The following is an 18,950-nucleotide window of genomic DNA, read 5'->3' on the forward strand; positions in this document are numbered from 1 at the left end:
AATTCGTTAATTCGTTAATTCGTTAATTCGTTAATTCGTTAATTCGTTAATTCGTTAATTCGTTAATTCGTTAATTCGTTAATTCGTTAATTCGTTAATTCGTTAATTCGTTAATTCGTTAATTCGTTCTATAAAAAAATCCATTCTGTTTCTCAGAATGGATTTTTTTATATCTCAACTTGGTATTCGAAAAATTAAACTAGGGCTTTTCGATCAAAACGCTAACTGCATTTCCTCCGAAACCTACGGCATTAATCAATATTCTTTTAATGGATTTTGTCTGTTTTTGTTCTTCTCCGAAAGGCACTCCAATAAAAGTATCGTGCTGAAACATCAAAAGTGCCAACTCTAGACTCAATATACCAGAAGCTCCAAAAGTATGTCCGATCTTCCATTTATTAGTAGTTAGCAAAGGCAATTGAGAATCAAAGACCTTTTCGATAGCGCGCAATTCTGTTAAGTCTCCTTTGATTGTTCCCGGCGCGTGCATCACAATAGCATCAACGGTTTCGGGAGCGACATCTTTTAACGCCATTTTCATTGATTTCTGAAAACAGGTTGCTTCTGCAGAAATAGAAATATTGTGTTCTAAAATCTCGGTTGCATAACCAACACCTGTTATGTATGCAATTGCATTCTCTTTCTCGCCGGCTTCCAAACAACAAACCGCTGCCCCTTCCCCTAAAATCATGGTGTTCTGCGTTTTCTCAAAATCAAAAGCCAGATTAGGCCAGGATTCTAACTCCTGATCAATTCTGGAATATATTTTAAGAGCTCTCATTTGAGCAATCGTAAAATCTGTCAATGGAGCTTCACTTCCACCCACCAAAAATTTATCCGCCATACCGGACTTCAACCATGCTACTCCATTTAACAAAGCATGAAGCGCCGTTGAACAGGTTATAGAATGAGATATTTCCGGCCCCGTACTTTGCAGGTCATGAGCAATCCACGACGATATATTCCCCAGAGTTGTTGTTGGAGAAGCTAAAGTTTGTGCCTTTCCGGTATCAATATATTCTTTGTAATGTTTTTCGAATAGGTCTGTCGCCCCTCGGGACGAACCAATATTGATTCCAAAAGTATCTTCTGAATTCCATCCTGCTTGTCGAACTGCTACTCTTGAAGCTGCCAGAGCAAACAAAACCGAATCATCTAAAAATTTATATTTCGGATCAGATTCCCTCACTTCCGCTACAATTTGTTTAGATACGGCATCAAGAGCTGCAACAGATGTTTCCTGTTGATCTAAAAATTGTTTCGTAAAACAATGCTGACGATCAAGGTACTTTTTCCAAACTGAATCTGTCGTATTTCCTAAAGGTGAAATAGAAGAAAAAGCTGTTATGGAGATTTTTTTATTCAATGTTTGTAATTTATAACCCTAAGGTTGTTTTTCTAACTGTAAAAGCCACAAAATACTACTCTGGACTTTTATGTTAATCCTAAATTCACTCCTTTTCACAAAAGTTCCCGCAACAATCCCTTTAATTTAGAGTACTTGCGCTGCTTCACATTTTAATTCGGAGTAAATCAGTTCAATCCGTGAAAATTTGTTGGCAAATTTACACCATTTCGATAGCATCTTCAATTGTTTTGTACACTTTTTGAAGCTGTTCGTCGCTCATTATATAAGGAGGCAAAATATAAACAATGTTTCCTACGGGACGCAAAACAACTCCTTTTTCGATAAAGAAATTATAAAGTTTGGTACGCATAGAACCGTAATAACTTTCCTCAGATTCTGATTTAATTTCTACGGCAAAGATAACCCCCAGTGTTCTGGCGGTAATTACTTTCGAATGTTTCTCGATTTTCTTCTGAAAACCCAAATGGCTTTTATGAATTCTTTCAATATTAGCCTGCATTTCTTCCGTATGCAACAAATCAATACTTGCCAAAGCTGCAGCACAACCTGTAGGATTTGCTGTAAAAGTATGCCCGTGAAACAAAGCCTTATTGATGTCATCATCATAAAAAGCATCGAAAACTTCTTGTGTAAAAGTCGTAATCGCCATTGGGATCGTTCCTCCGGTTAATGCTTTTGATAAACAAATCATATCAGGAACTTCTGTCACATAATCCATTGCAAAAGTCTTCCCGGTTTTACCAAAACCTGTCATTACTTCATCAGCAATAGTAAGAACATTATGCTCTTTACAAATCTGCATTAGTTTTGCCAAAGCTTCCGGTTCATACATAACCATTCCGGCAGCACCCTGTACCAAAGGTTCAAAGATAAATCCGGCACAATTATGCTTTTGGATTACATCTTTCAGGGCATCATAGCTTTCCTGCTCCTGCCCTTTTACCGGAACCGGAATTCGGACTACATCAATAAACATTCCCTGAAAAGCCTGTGTGTAAAAAGATATTCCACTTGCGGCCATTGCCGCGAAAGTATCCCCGTGAAAAGCATTTTCAAAAGCAATTATAGTTGTTCGCTTTTCATTTTTATTGAAAAAAAACTGCAATGCAACTTTGATTGCCACTTCTACTGCTGTGGAACCATTATCAGAAAAGAAAATCTTCTGTTGGTTTTTAGGTAAAATCTCAATTAGTTTTTCAGCCACTTTGATGGCTGGCTCGTGTGTGAAACCACCAAACAATACATGTTCTAATGTAGTTAACTGTTTGTAAATCGCATCGGCAATAAATCGATTACTGTGTCCAAACGGATTTACCCACCACGAAGCAATCGCATCAATATATTCCTTACCATTCTCATCCCAAAGTAAAGCACCTTCACCTCTGGAAATTGCAATGGGAGTTTGTGCTGTTTTATGCTGTGTATAAGGATGCCAAAGGTATTGGCTGTCTTTTTCTGTTAATGTCATCTTGTTTAGAATATGGATATTAGAGTATAGAAAATAGACTAAACTCTACAATTTTGACAAAGATAAGAAAGTCTATTTTCTTTATTCTGCCTTCGTTTCTCTATAAATTAAGTAAGTTCTCTCGAAACAAATCTGCATATTCCCTAATTACATTCTGATCAAAATAGGGTTCATCATCAATTCTTCCGATACATTTTATTCCGGTTTTATTCAGAATTAAACTTTCCGTCGATTTATTCTCGTTTCCACTAAAGATGATACCTGCTACTTCAAAGCCTCTATTCTGAATCGCTTCTATCGTTAGAAGTGTATGATTAATGCTCCCCAAATAATGTCTTGAAACCACAATTATTTTATAATCCGACTGAATTAAATCTACAATGGTATCTTTTTCGTTTAACGGAACAAATATTCCTCCGGCTCCTTCAATTACCAAATGATCAGTAGTTTCGGGTTCCACAATTTTCTTTAAATCAATCGTAAGCCCATCAATTTCTGCTGCCAGATGCGGACTTGCCGGTGTGTTTAATTCATATGCATTAGGGTAGAATTGAGATTTTGAGTTTGAGATATGAGATTTTACTTTATGTGTATCACTAAAATTTAAATCTCCGGCCTGAACGGGTTTCCAGTAATCAGCCTCTAAAGCTTCAACAACGATTGCCGAAGTAACGGTTTTACCAACATCAGTTGAAATTCCGGTTATAAATATTTTCATACTTCTTTTGTTTCACAAAGACTCACAAAGTGAATATCCGTTTAATAATTGATGCAAAAATACCAATAAAAAACAAAACCCATCATGGCGACAGGTTTGTTATTTTTTATTCTTCTTTCAGTTCGTCTATAACTTTTCGGATTTCCTTAGCGTATTTTCCATAATAGTGATGCACCCACCATTCGGTAAACACTCCTATCATTAAGATTGTAAGTACAAAAACGAGCACTATTAGTCCTAATTTCCTGTTAGCAAAACCCTCATTTAAGATCTGTGTAAAATCTGGCATTTCGTAAAGAATAAATCCAAAGAAATAGATTAGAAAAAAAGGCGATAACGAAAAAGTAAAAGTCTTATAAAGCTGCATATTAAGCCTGATATCAAGATATGTTTCGTATAGACTGTCTTTAGTTTTCAATGCGACCTTATCTAATCTTCTATAGAACAAAAAAAGCTGCGTTAAATAATAGATGCATATAGCAACTAATATTCCGAATATAAAATAGTAAGGCACTACCAAGTTCGATGGAAATTTACTGTGTACTGGCAAAAGACCTATGATCACCAAGGATAAAATTTGAATGAAAAACTCCATTCTTAAACTTTTTCTAATCCTGTCCAAAGGCATACTTGCCGATTGTATTTTTTCTAAATTATTTGGAACAACAACATTTTCAGTCTTTTCATTATTCCATGCGTTTTGTATATCATTAAAATCCATATCCCTGATTTTTAATTATTTCTTTTAATTTTTCCTTTGCTCTGTTTAATTTCACTCTGGCATTTCCCTCCGAAATTCCTAAATTCTCACCAATCTCTTTATGAGAGAAACCTTCCAGTTGATAAAAAATGATCGCTTTATCAATTTTTTCGAGTTTTTGAACCGCTTTATAAAAATGATCAATCTGACTTTCTTTAATCTGCGAATCACCTTCATCTTCTTTAATATTCTCAGAGGCGATTTCGTACTTATCAACCTTTCGCTTTTCCTTTTTCAGAAAAACAATGGCTGTATTCACTGCTACACGATACATCCAGGTCGAAAACTGACTTTCATTTCTAAAAGAATCATACGATTTCCAAAGCTGACAAATAATCTCCTGAAACAAATCCTGTTGATCGTCAGGATTATCCATGTACATCTTGGAAACTTTGTAAAGTATTCCTTTATGACTTTCGATCCGATTTAAAAATTCTTGTTCTTTCTCTTTCAAAATAATCTTAGTTCATTATTGGTTTTACCTTATACCCTGCTTTTCTTAATAAATTAATTACTCCGTACTCACCTCCCAAATGCGCCGATCCTACAGCAAAAAAGATCCTTTCTTTTTTCATTAATTCCGGCATCTTCTTAACCCAATTGCTATTTCTATCATCTAAGATAATCTTATTTGTTTTTTCACTCGACATTTTTTCATCAGCTGTAATATCATACAATCCCTTTATATTTTCACTCTTATAAAATGCAACCGACTCAGAAGTTAGCGAAGCGTTTAACCCTTCCAACATATTAAGTAATTCATCATCTGTATAGGCATTTTCGAGTATTTTCATTTGACTTTTTACCGTTTCTAAACCTCCGATTTCGATATTTCTTTTCTTCGCTTGCTCGATAAACTCCATTTCATAAAGTTTAATATCGTCACAGCCAAAACTTTTGACAGAAATCAGGCTCATTACCGTAGCCAGACTCAAAGCGTCCACCTGTTTCACCCTCATTCCGGTTGCTTTTTGTAGAATCACATCTAATTTAGCGAGTTGTTCCGGGCTCAACTTCTTACTTAATGGCTCTTTTCCCATAGCCATTTGCTGCATATCTGCCATTTCTTTTGGATCTGCCAAATCAATTTCTAAAACTAATTCAGTAGAAGCTTCAAATGCCTTCTTTGTTTTTTCAGATAGAAAATAATCTTTTGAGCATATCGCATGAATTGTTCCGTATAAATAAGATGGCTTTGACAGTCCATTTCCCGACACTTCCCATAAAAGCGAATTTTCAAGTTCTGAAGATTTCACCTGTGCTTGTGCTGTTCCGTTAAAAAATAACACGATAGCTGCGATTGCTGATGTAAATAAATTTTTCATTTTGTTAATTGATTACTTGATTGATGATGATTTGATTTAGTTTGATTGATTGTGCTTTGATGATTGATAGAATACGTATTACGATTTGCTGTATTTTTTTCTCTGCCAAGATGCCATTGAAGCAAAGAAAAGGCAAATCATAACCAGAAGTAATTCTTTATTCGGTTTATCTAAAACAAACTGATTCACTAAAGAATAGCCAAGTCCTACAGAAGCGGCAAAGACAAATACGAAGTTGAATACTTTTTCGGTAACTGATATTGAAGTTGTTTTCATAATTATTTTGGTTTATTTGATTACGACTCGTAAGTAATCAAACAATCAAAACGTTACAAAAAATTCTAAACTTTTTTAAAGAAACCCATAAACAAAGGGGGAGCCGAAGTTTTTTTAATCATTTATAGTTTCACAGAAATACAAAAAAAAGAGCCCAACAAAATAACTTTGTGAAGCTCTGTGACGACTTTGCGATTCTTTGTGGAACACCAAGTTTTAAAATACGAAATTCCCTAACAATTCTAAAATTTGGTTGATTTCCTGTTCTGAATTATAACTATGAATACAAAAGCGTAAACGTTCCTGACCTTCCGGAACGGTTGGAGAAAGTATAGGTTTTACATCGAAACCTTTGTCCTGAAGCTGTTTTGCCAATCGCTTTACATTTTCATTTCCCGGAACAATCGCCGACTGAATAGCCGATTTACTCCGAACAAACATTGGCTTTAGACCTAACAAGTTTTTTTGCTGATTGAAAAACACTATGTTCTGACGCAACTTTTCAATCGTTGCCTTTTCCACTTCCAATTGCTGATAGGCTATGAGAATTGTAGCAACAGAATGCGGGGAAAGTCCAGTAGTATAAATAAAACTTCTGGCGAAATTTATCAGATATTCTTTAAGATCAGAACTTCCTAAGACTACGGCACCATGACATCCCAAACCTTTGCCAAAAGTCATTATTCTGGCGAAAATCTTGTCATGCAATTTCTGGTATTGCATCAAACCTTCACCTTTGTCTCCAAAAACACCCAAAGTGTGTGCCTCATCAACTACCAAATAGCAACTGTACTTCTCTGACAGCCCTACTAACTCCTCTAGATTTGGACTATCTCCATCCATAGAAAAGACGGTTTCGGTAACAATATAAATAGTAGTATCCGGAAACTTCTGAATAAGATGCTCCAGATCTTCAAAATCATTGTGATTGAATTTATACGATTTTGCATTAGACATTATGATTCCGTCACGAATAGAAGCATGACTTAACTCATCATACAGAATTACATCATTTCGTTGCGGCACAGCACTAAAAAAACCAACATTGGCATCGTAACCCGAATTAAAGATTAAAGCCGATTGAGCGTCATGAAATTCAGCAATAAACGTTTCTGTAATTTGATATAAAGAGTGATTTCCTGAGATCAATCGCGATCCGGTTGCGCCGTTTTGAAAAATTTCGTTTTCCAACAAATAAGCATGAGTAAGCTTAAAAATAGCTTCTGATTTCGAAAAACCGATATAGTCATTAGACGAAAAATCGACCAAATTATTAAACGCAGGCAGTTTTCTCAGCGAGTTATTCTGTTTTCGTATCTCTAATTTCTGATTCAGGTTCTCCGGTAATTTCATAAAAGTAAAGTTATAAAATTGATTGCAAAATAAACAGTGAGTTTAATTCCACCAAACGTTTGGGTATGATTATTCAAATTAAAACCTTAGAATCTACCTCTTTTAATAATTCAAAGACACAAAATTAAGGCATAAAAAAAAGACTCCAATTACTTGAAGTCTTTTTGTATTTATTCCGAAACTGCTTTAGTCAACTAAAACAATTACTTTATTATCTTTCATTTCAACAGTACCTGATGCAATCTCTAATGTATAGGTTTGATCGTTTACTTTTGTAAATTTACTCGCTACTTCTTTAGAAAAATTAAACTTTGCAGAAGCAATTTTAATAGTTCCTTTTTCCAGAATAGAGACAATAGGAGCGTGATTATTCAATATTTGAAAGCTTCCATCAACTCCAGGCAATGTAACCGATGTTACTTCTCCTGAAAATAATTTTGCTTCTGGTGATACTATATCTAAAATCATAACTTTTTTTTAAATTCCAAATTATAAAATCCCAAATCCCAATTTTGGAATTTGGAATTTTTATTTTTTGATGTTTGTCAAGCTATGCTTGATTATGCTTCAGCTAACATTTTTTCTCCAGCTTCGATAGCATCCTGAATAGAACCTTTCAAGTTGAAAGCTGCTTCAGGAAGATGATCTAACTCACCGTCGATAATCATGTTGAATCCTTTGATAGTATCTTTAATATCAACCAATACTCCAGGAATACCTGTAAACTGCTCCGCTACGTGGAATGGTTGAGATAAGAAACGTTGAACACGACGTGCTCTTGATACTGATAATTTATCTTCTTCAGATAATTCTTCCATACCAAGAATCGCAATAATATCTTGCAATTGTTTGTATTTTTGAAGAATTTCTTTTACTCTTTGTGCACAGTCATAATGCTCATTTCCTAAGATTTGAGGAGTCAAAATTCTTGAAGTAGAATCTAACGGGTCAACCGCAGGATAAATACCTAACTCAGCAATTTTACGAGACAATACCGTTGTTGCATCTAAGTGAGCAAACGTTGTTGCTGGTGCCGGGTCAGTTAAGTCATCCGCAGGAACGTAAACCGCCTGTACAGATGTAATAGATCCTTTGTTTGTAGAAGTAATACGCTCTTGCATAGCTCCCATCTCTGTTGCCAAAGTTGGTTGGTATCCTACTGCAGAAGGCATACGTCCTAAAAGTGCTGATACCTCAGAACCTGCTTGTGTAAAACGGAAGATGTTATCAACGAAAAACAATACGTCTTTACCTTGATCAGTTCCTGCTCCATCACGGAAATACTCAGCGATAGATAATCCTGAAAGTGCTACACGCGCACGAGCTCCAGGAGGCTCATTCATTTGTCCGAAAACGAAAGTAGCTTTAGACTCTCTCATTCCTGGCATATCTACTTTAGATAAATCCCATCCTCCATTTTCCATAGAGTGCATGAAATCATCACCATATTTAATAATTCCTGACTCTAACATCTCACGAAGTAAGTCATTTCCTTCACGTGTTCTTTCTCCTACTCCTGCGAATACTGAAAGTCCACCGTGACCTTTTGCAATATTGTTAATCAACTCCTGGATCAATACTGTTTTACCAACACCTGCACCACCAAACAATCCAATTTTACCTCCTTTTGCATAAGGCTCGATCAAATCGATTACTTTGATACCTGTGAATAAAACTTCTGATGAAGTTGACAAATCTTCAAATTTAGGAGCTTGTCTGTGAATAGACAAACCGTTTTCACCTGTTTTAGGCAAGTTTCCTAAACCATCAATTGCATCTCCAATTACATTAAATAAACGTCCATATACGTCTGGACCGATTGGCATTTGGATTGGATTACCAGTTCCAACTACTTCATATCCTCTAGACAAACCGTCTGTTGAGTCCATAGAGATTGTACGAACAGTGTTTTCTCCAATGTGAGATTGTACTTCTAGAACTAATAAAGTTCCATCTTTTTTAGTGACTTCTAGTGAATCATAAATTTTTGGAAGTTCAACATCCTTACCGTTGAAAACTACGTCAACTACTGGTCCAATGATTTGAGCAACTTTTCCTATTACTTTTGACATTACTTATGTATTTATTAAATAGCTATTTAGGTTTATCGAAAATACCTCTTTTTTCAGAGCGCAAAGATAATTTTTTAAAATATAAAATCAATATTTTTTTTATAAAAAATACTACGATTTTGTTTGATTCTTAAAAGTGAGGCCTCAAATACCGAAAATAGCATTTTTTAACCCCATAAAAAAAGCCACTGCGCTCTGAAAGCAAGTGGCTGTTTTATGAAAAAATAGATCTTAATTTATAACTTTAGGATAAAGGATCGGGTAATTCCCCACATCTACTCCTTTTAGATTGGAACCGTACTTTGCATTAATTGACTCAATAAATTTATTGGCAATAAATGCATAACCTCTGGCTGAAGGATGAACACCGTCCAGAGAAAAGACTCCTCCGAAAACAAATGTACTTGTCAAAGTATAACCATTAACCGAAATACCATTTGCAGTAGACAACTGTTTCATCAATGCGTCAGCATCTACTAATGCCAGACCGTTTGCTTCCTGAGCCGCTTTAATGGTTACATTATAAGCCGTGGTAGCATTTTTAATTTCCGTTATCTCTGTTGGAATCAAAACATACTTGTCCTGTAACGGATACGTAATCCCAAACTTATCCAATGGAGCAGGAGGCGCCATTCCGATTCCTGAGTTGGCAGCCGTAGGTGCCGTACCGATTGCTGCCCTGGTACTCAAAAGCACTAAGTCGGTAGCCCTGGCCTGACGCGCCTGACCAAAAACAGTACCATAAAATGCCGCTGTCTGCGCCCCTACTGAAGGCGTAAGCACTGCTGTAAGCTGCGCTGATAAATTGGTAAGCGATTCATCTTTTATCAACAAAGGATTTGCTGCAGTTAAAGATAGTAAATCTATTCTGTCTGTAACTCCAAGATAATTTAAGGCGCCTTTCAGCGGACCATATAATTGTGCGTTAAGTGCGTTGATCGTTGCTGTTCCAACAGCAGTACTTCCATTGCCTAGAACAGAAATCGTTAACGGATTAAAAGGAACCGTTGTAAAGTGAGGCAAAGTACTGATGTCCGGCAAATTGGCTACAACCCCTTTTCTTCCGTTCTTAGACAATTCTGTCGCCAGGTTTTTATAAGCGGCATCAAAAGTAGCCGGATCTGTAATCGGGTTTGTGCCGTCTCCTCCGGATGTGGCATAACCTAAAACATCGTTACCTCCAATCCATAAAGAGAAAAAAGTAGGATTCTGCGCTAAAGCATCACCTAAAACCGTTGCTGATGCCGAAGAAGCAATCCTGCCAAAGTAAGGATTACCACTGGCATATCCCGACAATGCTAAATGTATTGCTTTTGCACCGGGAATCCCCATATTATTGAAAGCTCCTGTTAAACGCGCACTAATATCAGTACCCGAAACTCCGCTAACAGGAACCGGAGTACTTGTTGCTACATCTAAATACAACCTAACTCCTAAACTAGGTACCTGAACACCACCGGAGGAAAATCCTCCAATATTATCGGCCATAAAAGGAGTCGTAAAAGCGCCACCACCTATCAATGCAAATTGCTGTGCCAAAATATTAGGATAAGCATTTGTCTGACCAGCTTTAAACAAAGCATTGTCTGAAAAACCTGCTGCAAAGGAATCCCCCAACGCAACATATTTCGAAAAATTCGCCTGCCCCGAAGTTAACGGCTGTCCATCAGACGAATCTGACACCGTTACCGCATCATCACTATTACAAGCCATAAAGGTTACTGAAACCAAAAACAGCCATTTTAAATTTTTTACCATGATCTACTATATTTTATAATTATCCTTTTCTGAATGCTGTATCCGGAAAAGCAAATAAATGGTTTGTTTTGTCTATTACTTCAAATTAAGGATTGATCGTCCAGGAAACAAAATATTGCTGACCGATATACCCTGCACCAAGAACCTGAGCGTATTCTTTTCCACCAATATTTGAAGCTCCTAATTTGAAAATTGATTTTAATTTTGGAAGTCCGTAATTAATTTGCGCATCAATTACAGTTGCTTCCTTAATGATACCATCTGCAAAAGTTGATTCCCATTTGTATTCACTATTCCATCTTCCACTCACATTAAACCCGAAGTTCTCAAACAATTTATCATTTCCAAGAGATACTTTAACTCTGTGTTTTGGTGTATTAAAACCAGCTTCAAAACTTGGATCTTTTGCCTGATCAAAATCAAACTGAGCATAATTATAGTTTACTCCTAATTCAAAATTAGCAATCACTTTTTTAGAAAGACCCACACCAAACCCAAACGATTTGATTTCAACATCTGTATTGGTATACAACTGATATGCTCTAGTATTCCCATTCTGAAGAGCATGAACTGATTGAAAACCCGGATCTGTATCTCCCTTAGTAACATCAGGAGAATCCTGTGCTGTACCATAAAAAGGCGCTATAACATTTAGATTTCCAATAAAATGATTGTAAATATTATAATAAACATTAAGATCGATTGAAACATCATTGATAAAAGAACGATACCCCAACTCAAATGCTTTAACTTCTTCCGGCTTTACATAGTTTACATTTGTTTTTCTTAAAAGTTTCGCCGCAGCTACAGGATCAGTTCCTGCCAAAGCAGCAAAAGCACTGGCTGAGCTTGCCGTATACGAATTACCATACGCATTCAAACCGGTCATTACAACAGTTGACCCTTTTGCAAAACCTTGACCCTTCGTTGTCGAAACCGGCAATGTCTCAGTAAAACGCAACAAGTTATCCGGAGCAGAACCAATCAACACCGCATTTCCTATATTAAAACCAATATATTGATCTTGTGTAGAAGGGTTTCTGAAACCCGTTTGGAACGATCCTCTGAAATTATGATTCTTTTTCTCTCCTCCGGAATACACCAAAGACACTCTTGGTGAAAAATTACCATCGAAATTTTTTGATTTATCGTAACGAATAGATCCTGTAAACTTCAATCTATCGTCCATGAATTTCTTCATCAATTGTGTGTAAGCACCGTATTCTGTATAATTAATACCACTATTAGCATCGGTATAGATTCTTCCATGAGAATTTAACTCGTACAATCTGAACGATCCACCAACCTGAATTTCCATAAACTTTATCATATCTTTAAAGTTGTAGTTGGCATCTGAATGGTAAATCTTCGAATTATCCACCAGTTTTGAACCCGTAAGTATACTTTCATCATCAATTACCTGATTGAACGCATTCTTAAACGCTGCTGTACCCGGTAACAAACGACCTGTATCTGCCGTAGTTCTTCCTGCCGCATGAGCCTGCTCAGGAGTTGCTCCGCCTAAAGTAGCCTGAACGTAAGCCCCGGCATACTGACCAAACCAGGTTTTATCATCTTTCCACTTTCTATTGATGTTAATACCCGTAAAGCCCATATCATAAGAATGTCCTCCGTCTTCTGATGTCGTATATCCTCTTACGAAAAAGTTTCTCCCTTTAAACTCAATTTTATGTTGTTGCATAAAAAAATCATTCAAGTAGTACCTATTAGCTCCTTGATAAACCGCGTTTCCGGTACCAAATTTACTTTGCCAGATAATTTCCAATCTGTCATCTCCAAAAGGTCTTCCGTGTAATGAAAAATCAATTTTAGTATTTCCGGCTTTGTTGTTCGTAAGATCTATTTCATTATAACCAGTTCTACTTACGTTCTTACTAGGTAATAAATTCACAGCCGAAGCAGGAATCAACCCCAAAACAGCCAGTGACTGTCCTACTCCTTTTAAATTAGTTGAAACCTCGTCACCATAAACGTTAATTCCATCATAATTGGGATTGCTTCTGTCGATTCCGGGAATTGTTTTATCGTTATAGTTTGTAGCATACCAATCCGTAGCCTCCATATAAGTAAAGTTGGCTTTAGCTGCGAAATACTTATTAAACGCATGTGAAAAACGTACTCCTAAATCATAGTAATTATTTACACCTGCAGCCTCCTGTGACGTCACTCCATACTTAAAATAAGCAGATACCCCTTGATATGTAAATGGACTTTTACTGTTCATAAATAAAATTCCATTAAAAGCATTTGCTCCATATAGGGCAGAAGATGCACCCGGCAACAATTCAACACTCTGAACATCTATTTCTGAAACACCAATCAAATTCCCTAAAACAAAGTTCAAAAGCGGAGATGAATTGTCCATACCATCCACCAATTGCATAAAACGGGTGTTAGCTACAGTCGCAAAACCTCTGGTATTGATTGATTTAAAAGACATACTACTGGTATTCATCTGCACCTCTTTTAAATTTTCCAGACCATCATAAAAAGAAGGAGAAGCCGTTTTCTTAATGTCCTGAATCCCCATTCTTTCAATGGTTACCGGAGACTCAAGAACTCTTTCAGGAGTTCTCGAAGCAGAAACTACAATTTCATTCAATTTGGTTTCCTCGTCTTTTAAAACTACATTAATCTTTTGATTTGCGGCGGTAACATTAATCGTTTTAGACTCGAAACCTACAGCCGAAACTTTAATACTAAAAGGCAGCTTAGCCGAAGTGCTTAATTTAAATGTACCATCAAAATCGGTAGAAGCACCGTTTGAACTTCCAACTACGACAATGTTGGCTCCGGGAATAGGTTGTTTACTGCCATCAGTCACAGAACCGGTAATTGAATTCTGCGCAAAAGATATTCCGCTGAAAAACAACATAATTAATAAATAGACTCTCATTTGGTTAGTTTTTGTTTAGTTTATACTACCAAAATACAAATAATTTCAATATGTATAAAAAAATGTTAAATAAAATTCACTTTTACCATATTTTTACACAATATTTTAACTATTCATCAATACTGTTTTGTTAAATTAAAATCAAATATTACACCTCCAGCAATTCAATTACTATGCATACATATTATTTTAAACCAAAAAAATGAGGATTTAATAAAAATACACAGACGATAAAAAAATATGACAATAAAAAAAAGCGAGATCAAAATCTCGCTTTTTTAACATTTTTAATAATTCAACTATTTTGTCAATCGAAACGAAACAAAATGCCAATAATTATTCCTTATACCCAAACCATTAAATACAAACAAGTTGGCTTAAAACTCAATCTTCGAGCCAATTTGATTAGCACTTGCGATTAAAGTAGTTTTGGGAACCGATTTATAATTTTCTACCAAACCTTCATTATGTTTCGAAATCGCAGATTTAATCTTTCTAGTATACCCCATCTTAATAGGGATCGAAGCGATAATCATTGCACCTCCAATAATCGCGGCTGTAAAACTGGTAGGCTCGGATTTAATCGAAGGATTATATCCGTTTCCAGGATATGAAACTGTGGTATTATCCTGAGTTAAACCCACTATTAAATTGGCAACCACAAGGCTGCTCCCTCCGTAGAAAAGTACATTTCCCCACGTTTTTTTGTTACGCCCGGCGTTATAAAGTGACAATGCTTCCGGATTGTTATCTAGATAAGCTCGAACCACATTGGTTGAAAGTTTTTTATTCTCAGCATCATTGTAAACCACTCCACCACTTCTATAGCTTAGTTGTTGTGAGAATACCGATACGGATAATACTAAAAACAGACAGCTAATCAATAATTTCATTTTCTTCATATTTATTACTTATTATTATTTTTAAATGTTCCAATGGTGTAAACACAAAAAAGCACCTCGTCACTAAAAGGTATTCTTTCTTAAAAATTATAATTGATTCTATATCCCAAAGCCACACATCTACTCCCTATCTTTTCATAAACCTTATACCTTTAAATCTATTTACTCCGAAGTCAGGGCGCTTCTCGAACCATCAACTCCTCACCTTTATAAATATTAATTTTTTTCCATCGCAGAAACTAACTTTATAAGCATTCACTAGCGGGACGCTTGCGCTAGCAGGGGAGTTATTTATCAATCGTTTTCAAACTAATCAAAAAATCCTCAAAATTAAAATTTTCGCAACCGTGTTTATTAGTCCCTTCAAATACTTTAAAATCAGATTTTACAATGTTATAAAAATCTTTATTTTGTTTTTCGTTTAGTAAAAGTGACTTCCCTTTAAAGAAAGCATACGTGTCAAAAATTCTAAATCGTTTATCTTTGAAACTACCTTTATAATTTACTTTTTCAAGTAAAAATTCTTGCTTTAACTCATTATTGTAATAAAACATTTTTTTGTTTTTTATAAAACAACATGCCTTTTTCACTTTTTGAAATTGTATCTTTTTGATTTAATTTCGTGAGTTTATCAATATAACCGTATTTGACACCTCCAATTTCGATAAAATCACAATCGTCATTGTTTGCATCATAAAAAATATACCAAGGAAATTTATTTGATTGATATATAAATCTTTCTTCTTTTTTTCTGCTCGATTTGAACAAATTGTTAAAAGCATTGATAAAAATATAAGTCTCATAATAATTATTTTTGTAAGTGGTAAGAAAATAAGGATGGTCTAACTCCTAAATTTCTCAAATAAATTTGAGCATTCAAAATAAATGGATGCATTTCTAGTACTGGAACACCTGCCAAACTTAACGCTCTTGATATATGATTTACACAACTTGAAAAGTATAAATTATATTTTGCACCATTTGCTAAATTTTTGCTGTAATTTGCTAAAGTTTTTAAATTCACTCCATCAACTACCTTTTTCCAAGTCCCTTTTACATCAACATAATTATCCCCTGCTGTGCGAAGTCTCCCGACTTCGTACCCGTTCCTGTATGACGTTACAACGTTTTTTGGCAGTTGCATACTCACCGATAACCCTTGAAACAAATACAATTATCAAGACATTCATGGAAAAAGTCAGGAGACTTTTATCATATTTTACGGCTTTCAACAACTTTTAAAAATCCGCAAAGTCTTGAGACTTTGCGGAGCGGGGGGAATATTCCATTCCTTGAAAACCTGCACCAACAACTATTCCTGCTAAAACGCCATAAGGTCCAGCAAAAGAACCTCCAACTCCCCAGGATGAAATTGCCGTTCCAACTCCCCATGAAGCCGTTTTAAAAATATTAACGACTTCCAAGTCATTGAGCCGTATAGCTTGTAAAGTAAAAGCCTAACTAAATCGGATTTTCTTCATTTATATATTTTTCTAATTCAAAAACTAAATCGTATGTGATTTTGCTATCACAATTTTTAGTCAGTTCATCAGTTATCTTTTTTTCAAACGACTTTGCTGCTACTCCATTTCTAATCAAATAAATATCTTGTACTAGATTACTAAGCAAAAACCATTCATCATCAGAAATTAGTTTTTCTTTTCCTTTATTCTGAATATCGTATCCATCATAATAGCCTTTGTACTTTTTATATATTTCTATTTTTTCTGAGGTTAACATTATACTGGATTTAATAGTGAAAAATTACACCTGTAACATTCGGATTTTTTAACAATGCAGGATATTCGTGCAACCTCCATATACTTTGCATTCCAACCCCTTGCTGTGCATTTTGAAATACATTTATCGTTCCCCTAGCATCTTGGGCATATTTAGTAGAAAGTCTTGCCCACAAATTATAAGCTTGTGAACCCCTGCTGTGCGAAGTCTCCCGACTTCGTACCCGTTCCTATATGCAGTTACAACGTTTTTTGGCAGTTGCATACTCACCGATAACCCTTGAAACAAATACAATTATCAAGACATTCATGGAAAAAGTCAGGAGACTTTTATCATATTTTATGGCTTTCAACAACTTTTAAAAATCCGCAAAGTCTTGAGACTTTGCGGAGCGGGGTTCTTTTAAATAAAAAACAAAAATCAACAAAACAACAAAAGACAATAAAAAAACGCTCCATTTTTTTTGATTTTTCCTTGATACAATACCTACCATCCAATTACTCATCTTTACCTCAAAAATCTGTATTACCGTTTCTATCAAAACCTCGAAAAGCACTCTAATTACTCAAAACGAATATTCTAAGACAGAAAAAATAAAATCAAAAAAACTAGTGCCATTACAATTATAACTCCACCGATAAACATAAGCGCCATACTATAATGATAAGCCAATATCTTTATAGAATCTGATATATACTCAAAAATATTACCTCTCTTAACCCCATAAACTGGTTTAATATTTTTCTTTTTATATAAAACATAAAATATCAAACCGATGAAAAACGTTACCAAACCTATTGGTAAACCATAAATAACTCTTTCTAAATAATCTCCTGATGTCATCTTTTACTCTTTTGATTTATCACAATAAAATTTCTTTGAATACTAGGAGACACCAATTTATCATAAACGAATGTGCTAACTTTTAGAATTGTTTTATCAAAAATATATTCGCCTCCTGGAATTCTATTAATCGCTTTACCAATACCGGCAGTCAGAGCAAATTTTGTACCCCCCTGCTGTGCGAAGTCTCCCGACTTCGTACCCGTTCCTATATGCCGTTACAACGTTTTTTGGCAGTTGCATACTCACCGATAACCCTTGAAACAAATACAATTATCAAGACATTCATGGAAAAAGTCAGGAGACTTTTATCATATTTTACGGCTTTCAACAACTTTTAAAAATCCGCAAAGTCTTGAGACTTTGCGGAGCGGGGTAGTAACCAACTAAACTTGCAATCGCGAGCGGACACTGGCACAAGCGGAGGGATAAAATTTTCAATCTTCGAGATATGGTAAATCACTAATTTCACATTAATTATTCAAAAGAAGGATAAAATCCATCATAATGACCTGTCCTTATTCTATGTACAATACTTTCAGGATCCATAACAACCCCTATTTCAGCTTTTCTATTCTCATCCTCTAATTTTCCTACATGAGTAAACTCCGCATCATTAATTCTCCAAACGTACCAATTACTTGAAATCTTAACTGGACATTCTCCTTTCTTTACTCCGTAATCTCTTGTTCCACGGAATAAAATATTCTCAAACGAACCAACTTCTTTGACATTGCCTACTTTCTCCCAAAAACCTAATTTTACTCCCCATTTAGTTACACAATGTGCATAAAATAAAATATTATTTTGTATAATTTCATCAATAACGGGTGAACTGTCAATCGGATAAACTTTATCAAAAGCTCTTATCACATCACTATTCAATTGTTTTAAATCATTTGTTATATATTGAAAATAGCGCTTGCTAAAATCATCAACTTTAACAAAAAAAACATCTCCTACTTTTATGCTTACTCTTTTCATTTTTACTTACGGTTTAATTCCATATTCTATCCAATATTTTGGAGCGATAGAATTTCTTATATTTAATAAATTTCCTTTTCCATATTGATTTATTAGAGATTGTTCAATAATTCGGGCATTTATTCTACTCAAATTTTGATATCCATCAATTCCCCCATATCTCAACAAAGATTTAGCTCCTCCTGAATTTACATGTTCATCAAATCTTATAGATGGATCTCTTTGAGTAATACCAATATACTAGACTTCTCCAGTAATTTTATTAACCCCTGCTGTGCGAAGTCTCCCGACTTCGTACCCGTTCCTATATGACGTTACAACGTTTTTTGGCAGTTGCATACTCACCGATAACCCTTGATACAAATACAATTATCAAGGCATTCATGGAAAAAGTCAGGAGACTTTTATCATATTTTACGGCTTTCAACAACTTTTAAAAATCCGCAAAGTCTTGAGACTTTGCGG

At 35.2% G+C, this 18,950-nt stretch carries 19 protein-coding genes; all 19 read right to left on the minus strand.

The genetic code is table 11. The features are described from left to right. Positions 1-199: 199 nt before the first annotated feature. Complete coding sequence (locus OGZ34_RS03785; protein ID WP_263362186.1) at positions 200-1,366, minus strand: beta-ketoacyl synthase N-terminal-like domain-containing protein; 1,167 nt, start codon at positions 1,364-1,366, stop codon at positions 200-202. A gap of 199 nt (positions 1,367-1,565) precedes the next feature. Beyond that, positions 1,566-2,837 (minus strand): adenosylmethionine--8-amino-7-oxononanoate transaminase, encoded by a 1,272-nt coding sequence (bioA, locus tag OGZ34_RS03790; protein WP_263362187.1) that lies wholly within the window; start codon positions 2,835-2,837, stop codon positions 1,566-1,568. 100 nt (positions 2,838-2,937) lie between these two features. Next, entirely contained in the window at positions 2,938-3,555 is a 618-nt protein-coding gene (bioD, locus tag OGZ34_RS03795) for a dethiobiotin synthase (RefSeq protein WP_263362188.1), read from the minus strand. Positions 3,556-3,661: 106 nt separating this feature from the next. Beyond that, on the minus strand, positions 3,662-4,276 hold the full coding sequence (locus OGZ34_RS03800; RefSeq protein ID WP_263362189.1) for a DUF485 domain-containing protein: 615 nt from the start codon (positions 4,274-4,276) through the stop codon (positions 3,662-3,664). Beyond that, entirely contained in the window at positions 4,266-4,769 is a 504-nt protein-coding gene (locus tag OGZ34_RS03805; protein WP_173965122.1) for an RNA polymerase sigma factor, read from the minus strand. The genes OGZ34_RS03800 and OGZ34_RS03805 overlap by 11 nt, the downstream gene beginning before the upstream one ends. A gap of 7 nt (positions 4,770-4,776) precedes the next feature. Beyond that, positions 4,777-5,640 (minus strand): TraB/GumN family protein, encoded by an 864-nt coding sequence (locus OGZ34_RS03810; RefSeq protein ID WP_263362190.1) that lies wholly within the window; start codon positions 5,638-5,640, stop codon positions 4,777-4,779. Between the two features lie 78 nt (positions 5,641-5,718). Then, positions 5,719-5,916, minus strand: coding sequence for a hypothetical protein (locus tag OGZ34_RS03815; RefSeq protein WP_173965124.1), 198 nt, complete (start codon positions 5,914-5,916; stop codon positions 5,719-5,721). A gap of 216 nt (positions 5,917-6,132) precedes the next feature. Continuing rightward, on the minus strand, positions 6,133-7,269 hold the full coding sequence (locus OGZ34_RS03820; RefSeq protein WP_263362191.1) for an aminotransferase class I/II-fold pyridoxal phosphate-dependent enzyme: 1,137 nt from the start codon (positions 7,267-7,269) through the stop codon (positions 6,133-6,135). Positions 7,270-7,455: 186 nt separating this feature from the next. After that, positions 7,456-7,737 carry a F0F1 ATP synthase subunit epsilon gene (locus OGZ34_RS03825; RefSeq protein WP_173965126.1) on the minus strand — a complete coding sequence of 94 codons (282 nt, stop codon included), beginning with the start codon at positions 7,735-7,737 and terminating at the stop codon, positions 7,456-7,458. Positions 7,738-7,829: 92 nt separating this feature from the next. Then, positions 7,830-9,341 (minus strand): F0F1 ATP synthase subunit beta, encoded by a 1,512-nt coding sequence (atpD, locus tag OGZ34_RS03830; RefSeq protein ID WP_026984148.1) that lies wholly within the window; start codon positions 9,339-9,341, stop codon positions 7,830-7,832. Positions 9,342-9,572: 231 nt separating this feature from the next. After that, the gene (locus OGZ34_RS03835; RefSeq protein ID WP_263362192.1) at positions 9,573-11,099 is read right to left on the minus strand and encodes an SGNH/GDSL hydrolase family protein; all 1,527 of its coding nucleotides are present in this window, start codon (positions 11,097-11,099) and stop codon (positions 9,573-9,575) included. 85 nt (positions 11,100-11,184) lie between these two features. Then, positions 11,185-14,016 carry a TonB-dependent receptor gene (locus tag OGZ34_RS03840; protein WP_263362193.1) on the minus strand — a complete coding sequence of 944 codons (2,832 nt, stop codon included), beginning with the start codon at positions 14,014-14,016 and terminating at the stop codon, positions 11,185-11,187. 377 nt (positions 14,017-14,393) lie between these two features. Continuing rightward, positions 14,394-14,909: a hypothetical protein gene (locus tag OGZ34_RS03845; RefSeq protein WP_263362194.1), complete on the minus strand. Its 516-nt coding sequence runs from the start codon at positions 14,907-14,909 to the stop codon at positions 14,394-14,396. Between the two features lie 296 nt (positions 14,910-15,205). Continuing rightward, positions 15,206-15,472, minus strand: a complete 267-nt coding sequence (locus tag OGZ34_RS03850) for a hypothetical protein (protein WP_263362195.1) — start codon at positions 15,470-15,472, stop codon at positions 15,206-15,208. A gap of 254 nt (positions 15,473-15,726) precedes the next feature. After that, positions 15,727-16,062, minus strand: coding sequence for a hypothetical protein (locus OGZ34_RS03855; protein WP_263362196.1), 336 nt, complete (start codon positions 16,060-16,062; stop codon positions 15,727-15,729). 94 nt (positions 16,063-16,156) lie between these two features. Further along, positions 16,157-16,342 (minus strand): hypothetical protein, encoded by a 186-nt coding sequence (locus OGZ34_RS03860; RefSeq protein WP_263362197.1) that lies wholly within the window; start codon positions 16,340-16,342, stop codon positions 16,157-16,159. A 37-nt stretch (positions 16,343-16,379) separates the two neighbouring features. Continuing rightward, positions 16,380-16,658, minus strand: coding sequence for a hypothetical protein (locus OGZ34_RS03865; protein ID WP_263362198.1), 279 nt, complete (start codon positions 16,656-16,658; stop codon positions 16,380-16,382). Positions 16,659-17,237: 579 nt separating this feature from the next. Beyond that, positions 17,238-17,501: a hypothetical protein gene (locus OGZ34_RS03870; protein WP_173965136.1), complete on the minus strand. Its 264-nt coding sequence runs from the start codon at positions 17,499-17,501 to the stop codon at positions 17,238-17,240. Positions 17,502-17,978: 477 nt separating this feature from the next. Further along, the gene (locus OGZ34_RS03875) at positions 17,979-18,485 is read right to left on the minus strand and encodes a hypothetical protein (RefSeq protein ID WP_263362199.1); all 507 of its coding nucleotides are present in this window, start codon (positions 18,483-18,485) and stop codon (positions 17,979-17,981) included. Between the last annotated feature and the right edge of the window lie 465 nt (positions 18,486-18,950).

It is taken from the genome of Flavobacterium collinsii (assembly GCF_946903285.1).
Lineage (GTDB): Bacteria > Bacteroidota > Bacteroidia > Flavobacteriales > Flavobacteriaceae > Flavobacterium > Flavobacterium collinsii.

What these genes read in the sequence shown, in the direction of transcription:
- bioA (WP_263362187.1), bottom strand. Translation starts at nt 2,837, where the DNA reads ATGACATTAACAGAAAAAGACAGCCAATACCTTTGGCATCCTTATACA.
- bioD (WP_263362188.1), bottom strand. Translation starts at nt 3,555, where the DNA reads ATGAAAATATTTATAACCGGAATTTCAACTGATGTTGGTAAAACCGTT.
- OGZ34_RS03800 (WP_263362189.1), bottom strand. Translation starts at nt 4,276, where the DNA reads ATGGATTTTAATGATATACAAAACGCATGGAATAATGAAAAGACTGAA.
- OGZ34_RS03810 (WP_263362190.1), bottom strand. Translation starts at nt 5,640, where the DNA reads ATGAAAAATTTATTTACATCAGCAATCGCAGCTATCGTGTTATTTTTT.
- OGZ34_RS03815 (WP_173965124.1), bottom strand. Translation starts at nt 5,916, where the DNA reads ATGAAAACAACTTCAATATCAGTTACCGAAAAAGTATTCAACTTCGTA.
- OGZ34_RS03820 (WP_263362191.1), bottom strand. Translation starts at nt 7,269, where the DNA reads ATGAAATTACCGGAGAACCTGAATCAGAAATTAGAGATACGAAAACAG.
- OGZ34_RS03825 (WP_173965126.1), bottom strand. Translation starts at nt 7,737, where the DNA reads ATGATTTTAGATATAGTATCACCAGAAGCAAAATTATTTTCAGGAGAA.
- atpD (WP_026984148.1), bottom strand. Translation starts at nt 9,341, where the DNA reads ATGTCAAAAGTAATAGGAAAAGTTGCTCAAATCATTGGACCAGTAGTT.
- OGZ34_RS03835 (WP_263362192.1), bottom strand. Translation starts at nt 11,099, where the DNA reads ATGGTAAAAAATTTAAAATGGCTGTTTTTGGTTTCAGTAACCTTTATG.
- OGZ34_RS03840 (WP_263362193.1), bottom strand. Translation starts at nt 14,016, where the DNA reads ATGAGAGTCTATTTATTAATTATGTTGTTTTTCAGCGGAATATCTTTT.
- OGZ34_RS03845 (WP_263362194.1), bottom strand. Translation starts at nt 14,909, where the DNA reads ATGAAATTATTGATTAGCTGTCTGTTTTTAGTATTATCCGTATCGGTA.
- OGZ34_RS03850 (WP_263362195.1), bottom strand. Translation starts at nt 15,472, where the DNA reads ATGTTTTATTACAATAATGAGTTAAAGCAAGAATTTTTACTTGAAAAA.
- OGZ34_RS03855 (WP_263362196.1), bottom strand. Translation starts at nt 16,062, where the DNA reads ATGCAACTGCCAAAAAACGTTGTAACGTCATACAGGAACGGGTACGAA.
- OGZ34_RS03865 (WP_263362198.1), bottom strand. Translation starts at nt 16,658, where the DNA reads ATGTTAACCTCAGAAAAAATAGAAATATATAAAAAGTACAAAGGCTAT.
- OGZ34_RS03870 (WP_173965136.1), bottom strand. Translation starts at nt 17,501, where the DNA reads ATGACATCAGGAGATTATTTAGAAAGAGTTATTTATGGTTTACCAATA.
- OGZ34_RS03875 (WP_263362199.1), bottom strand. Translation starts at nt 18,485, where the DNA reads ATGAAAAGAGTAAGCATAAAAGTAGGAGATGTTTTTTTTGTTAAAGTT.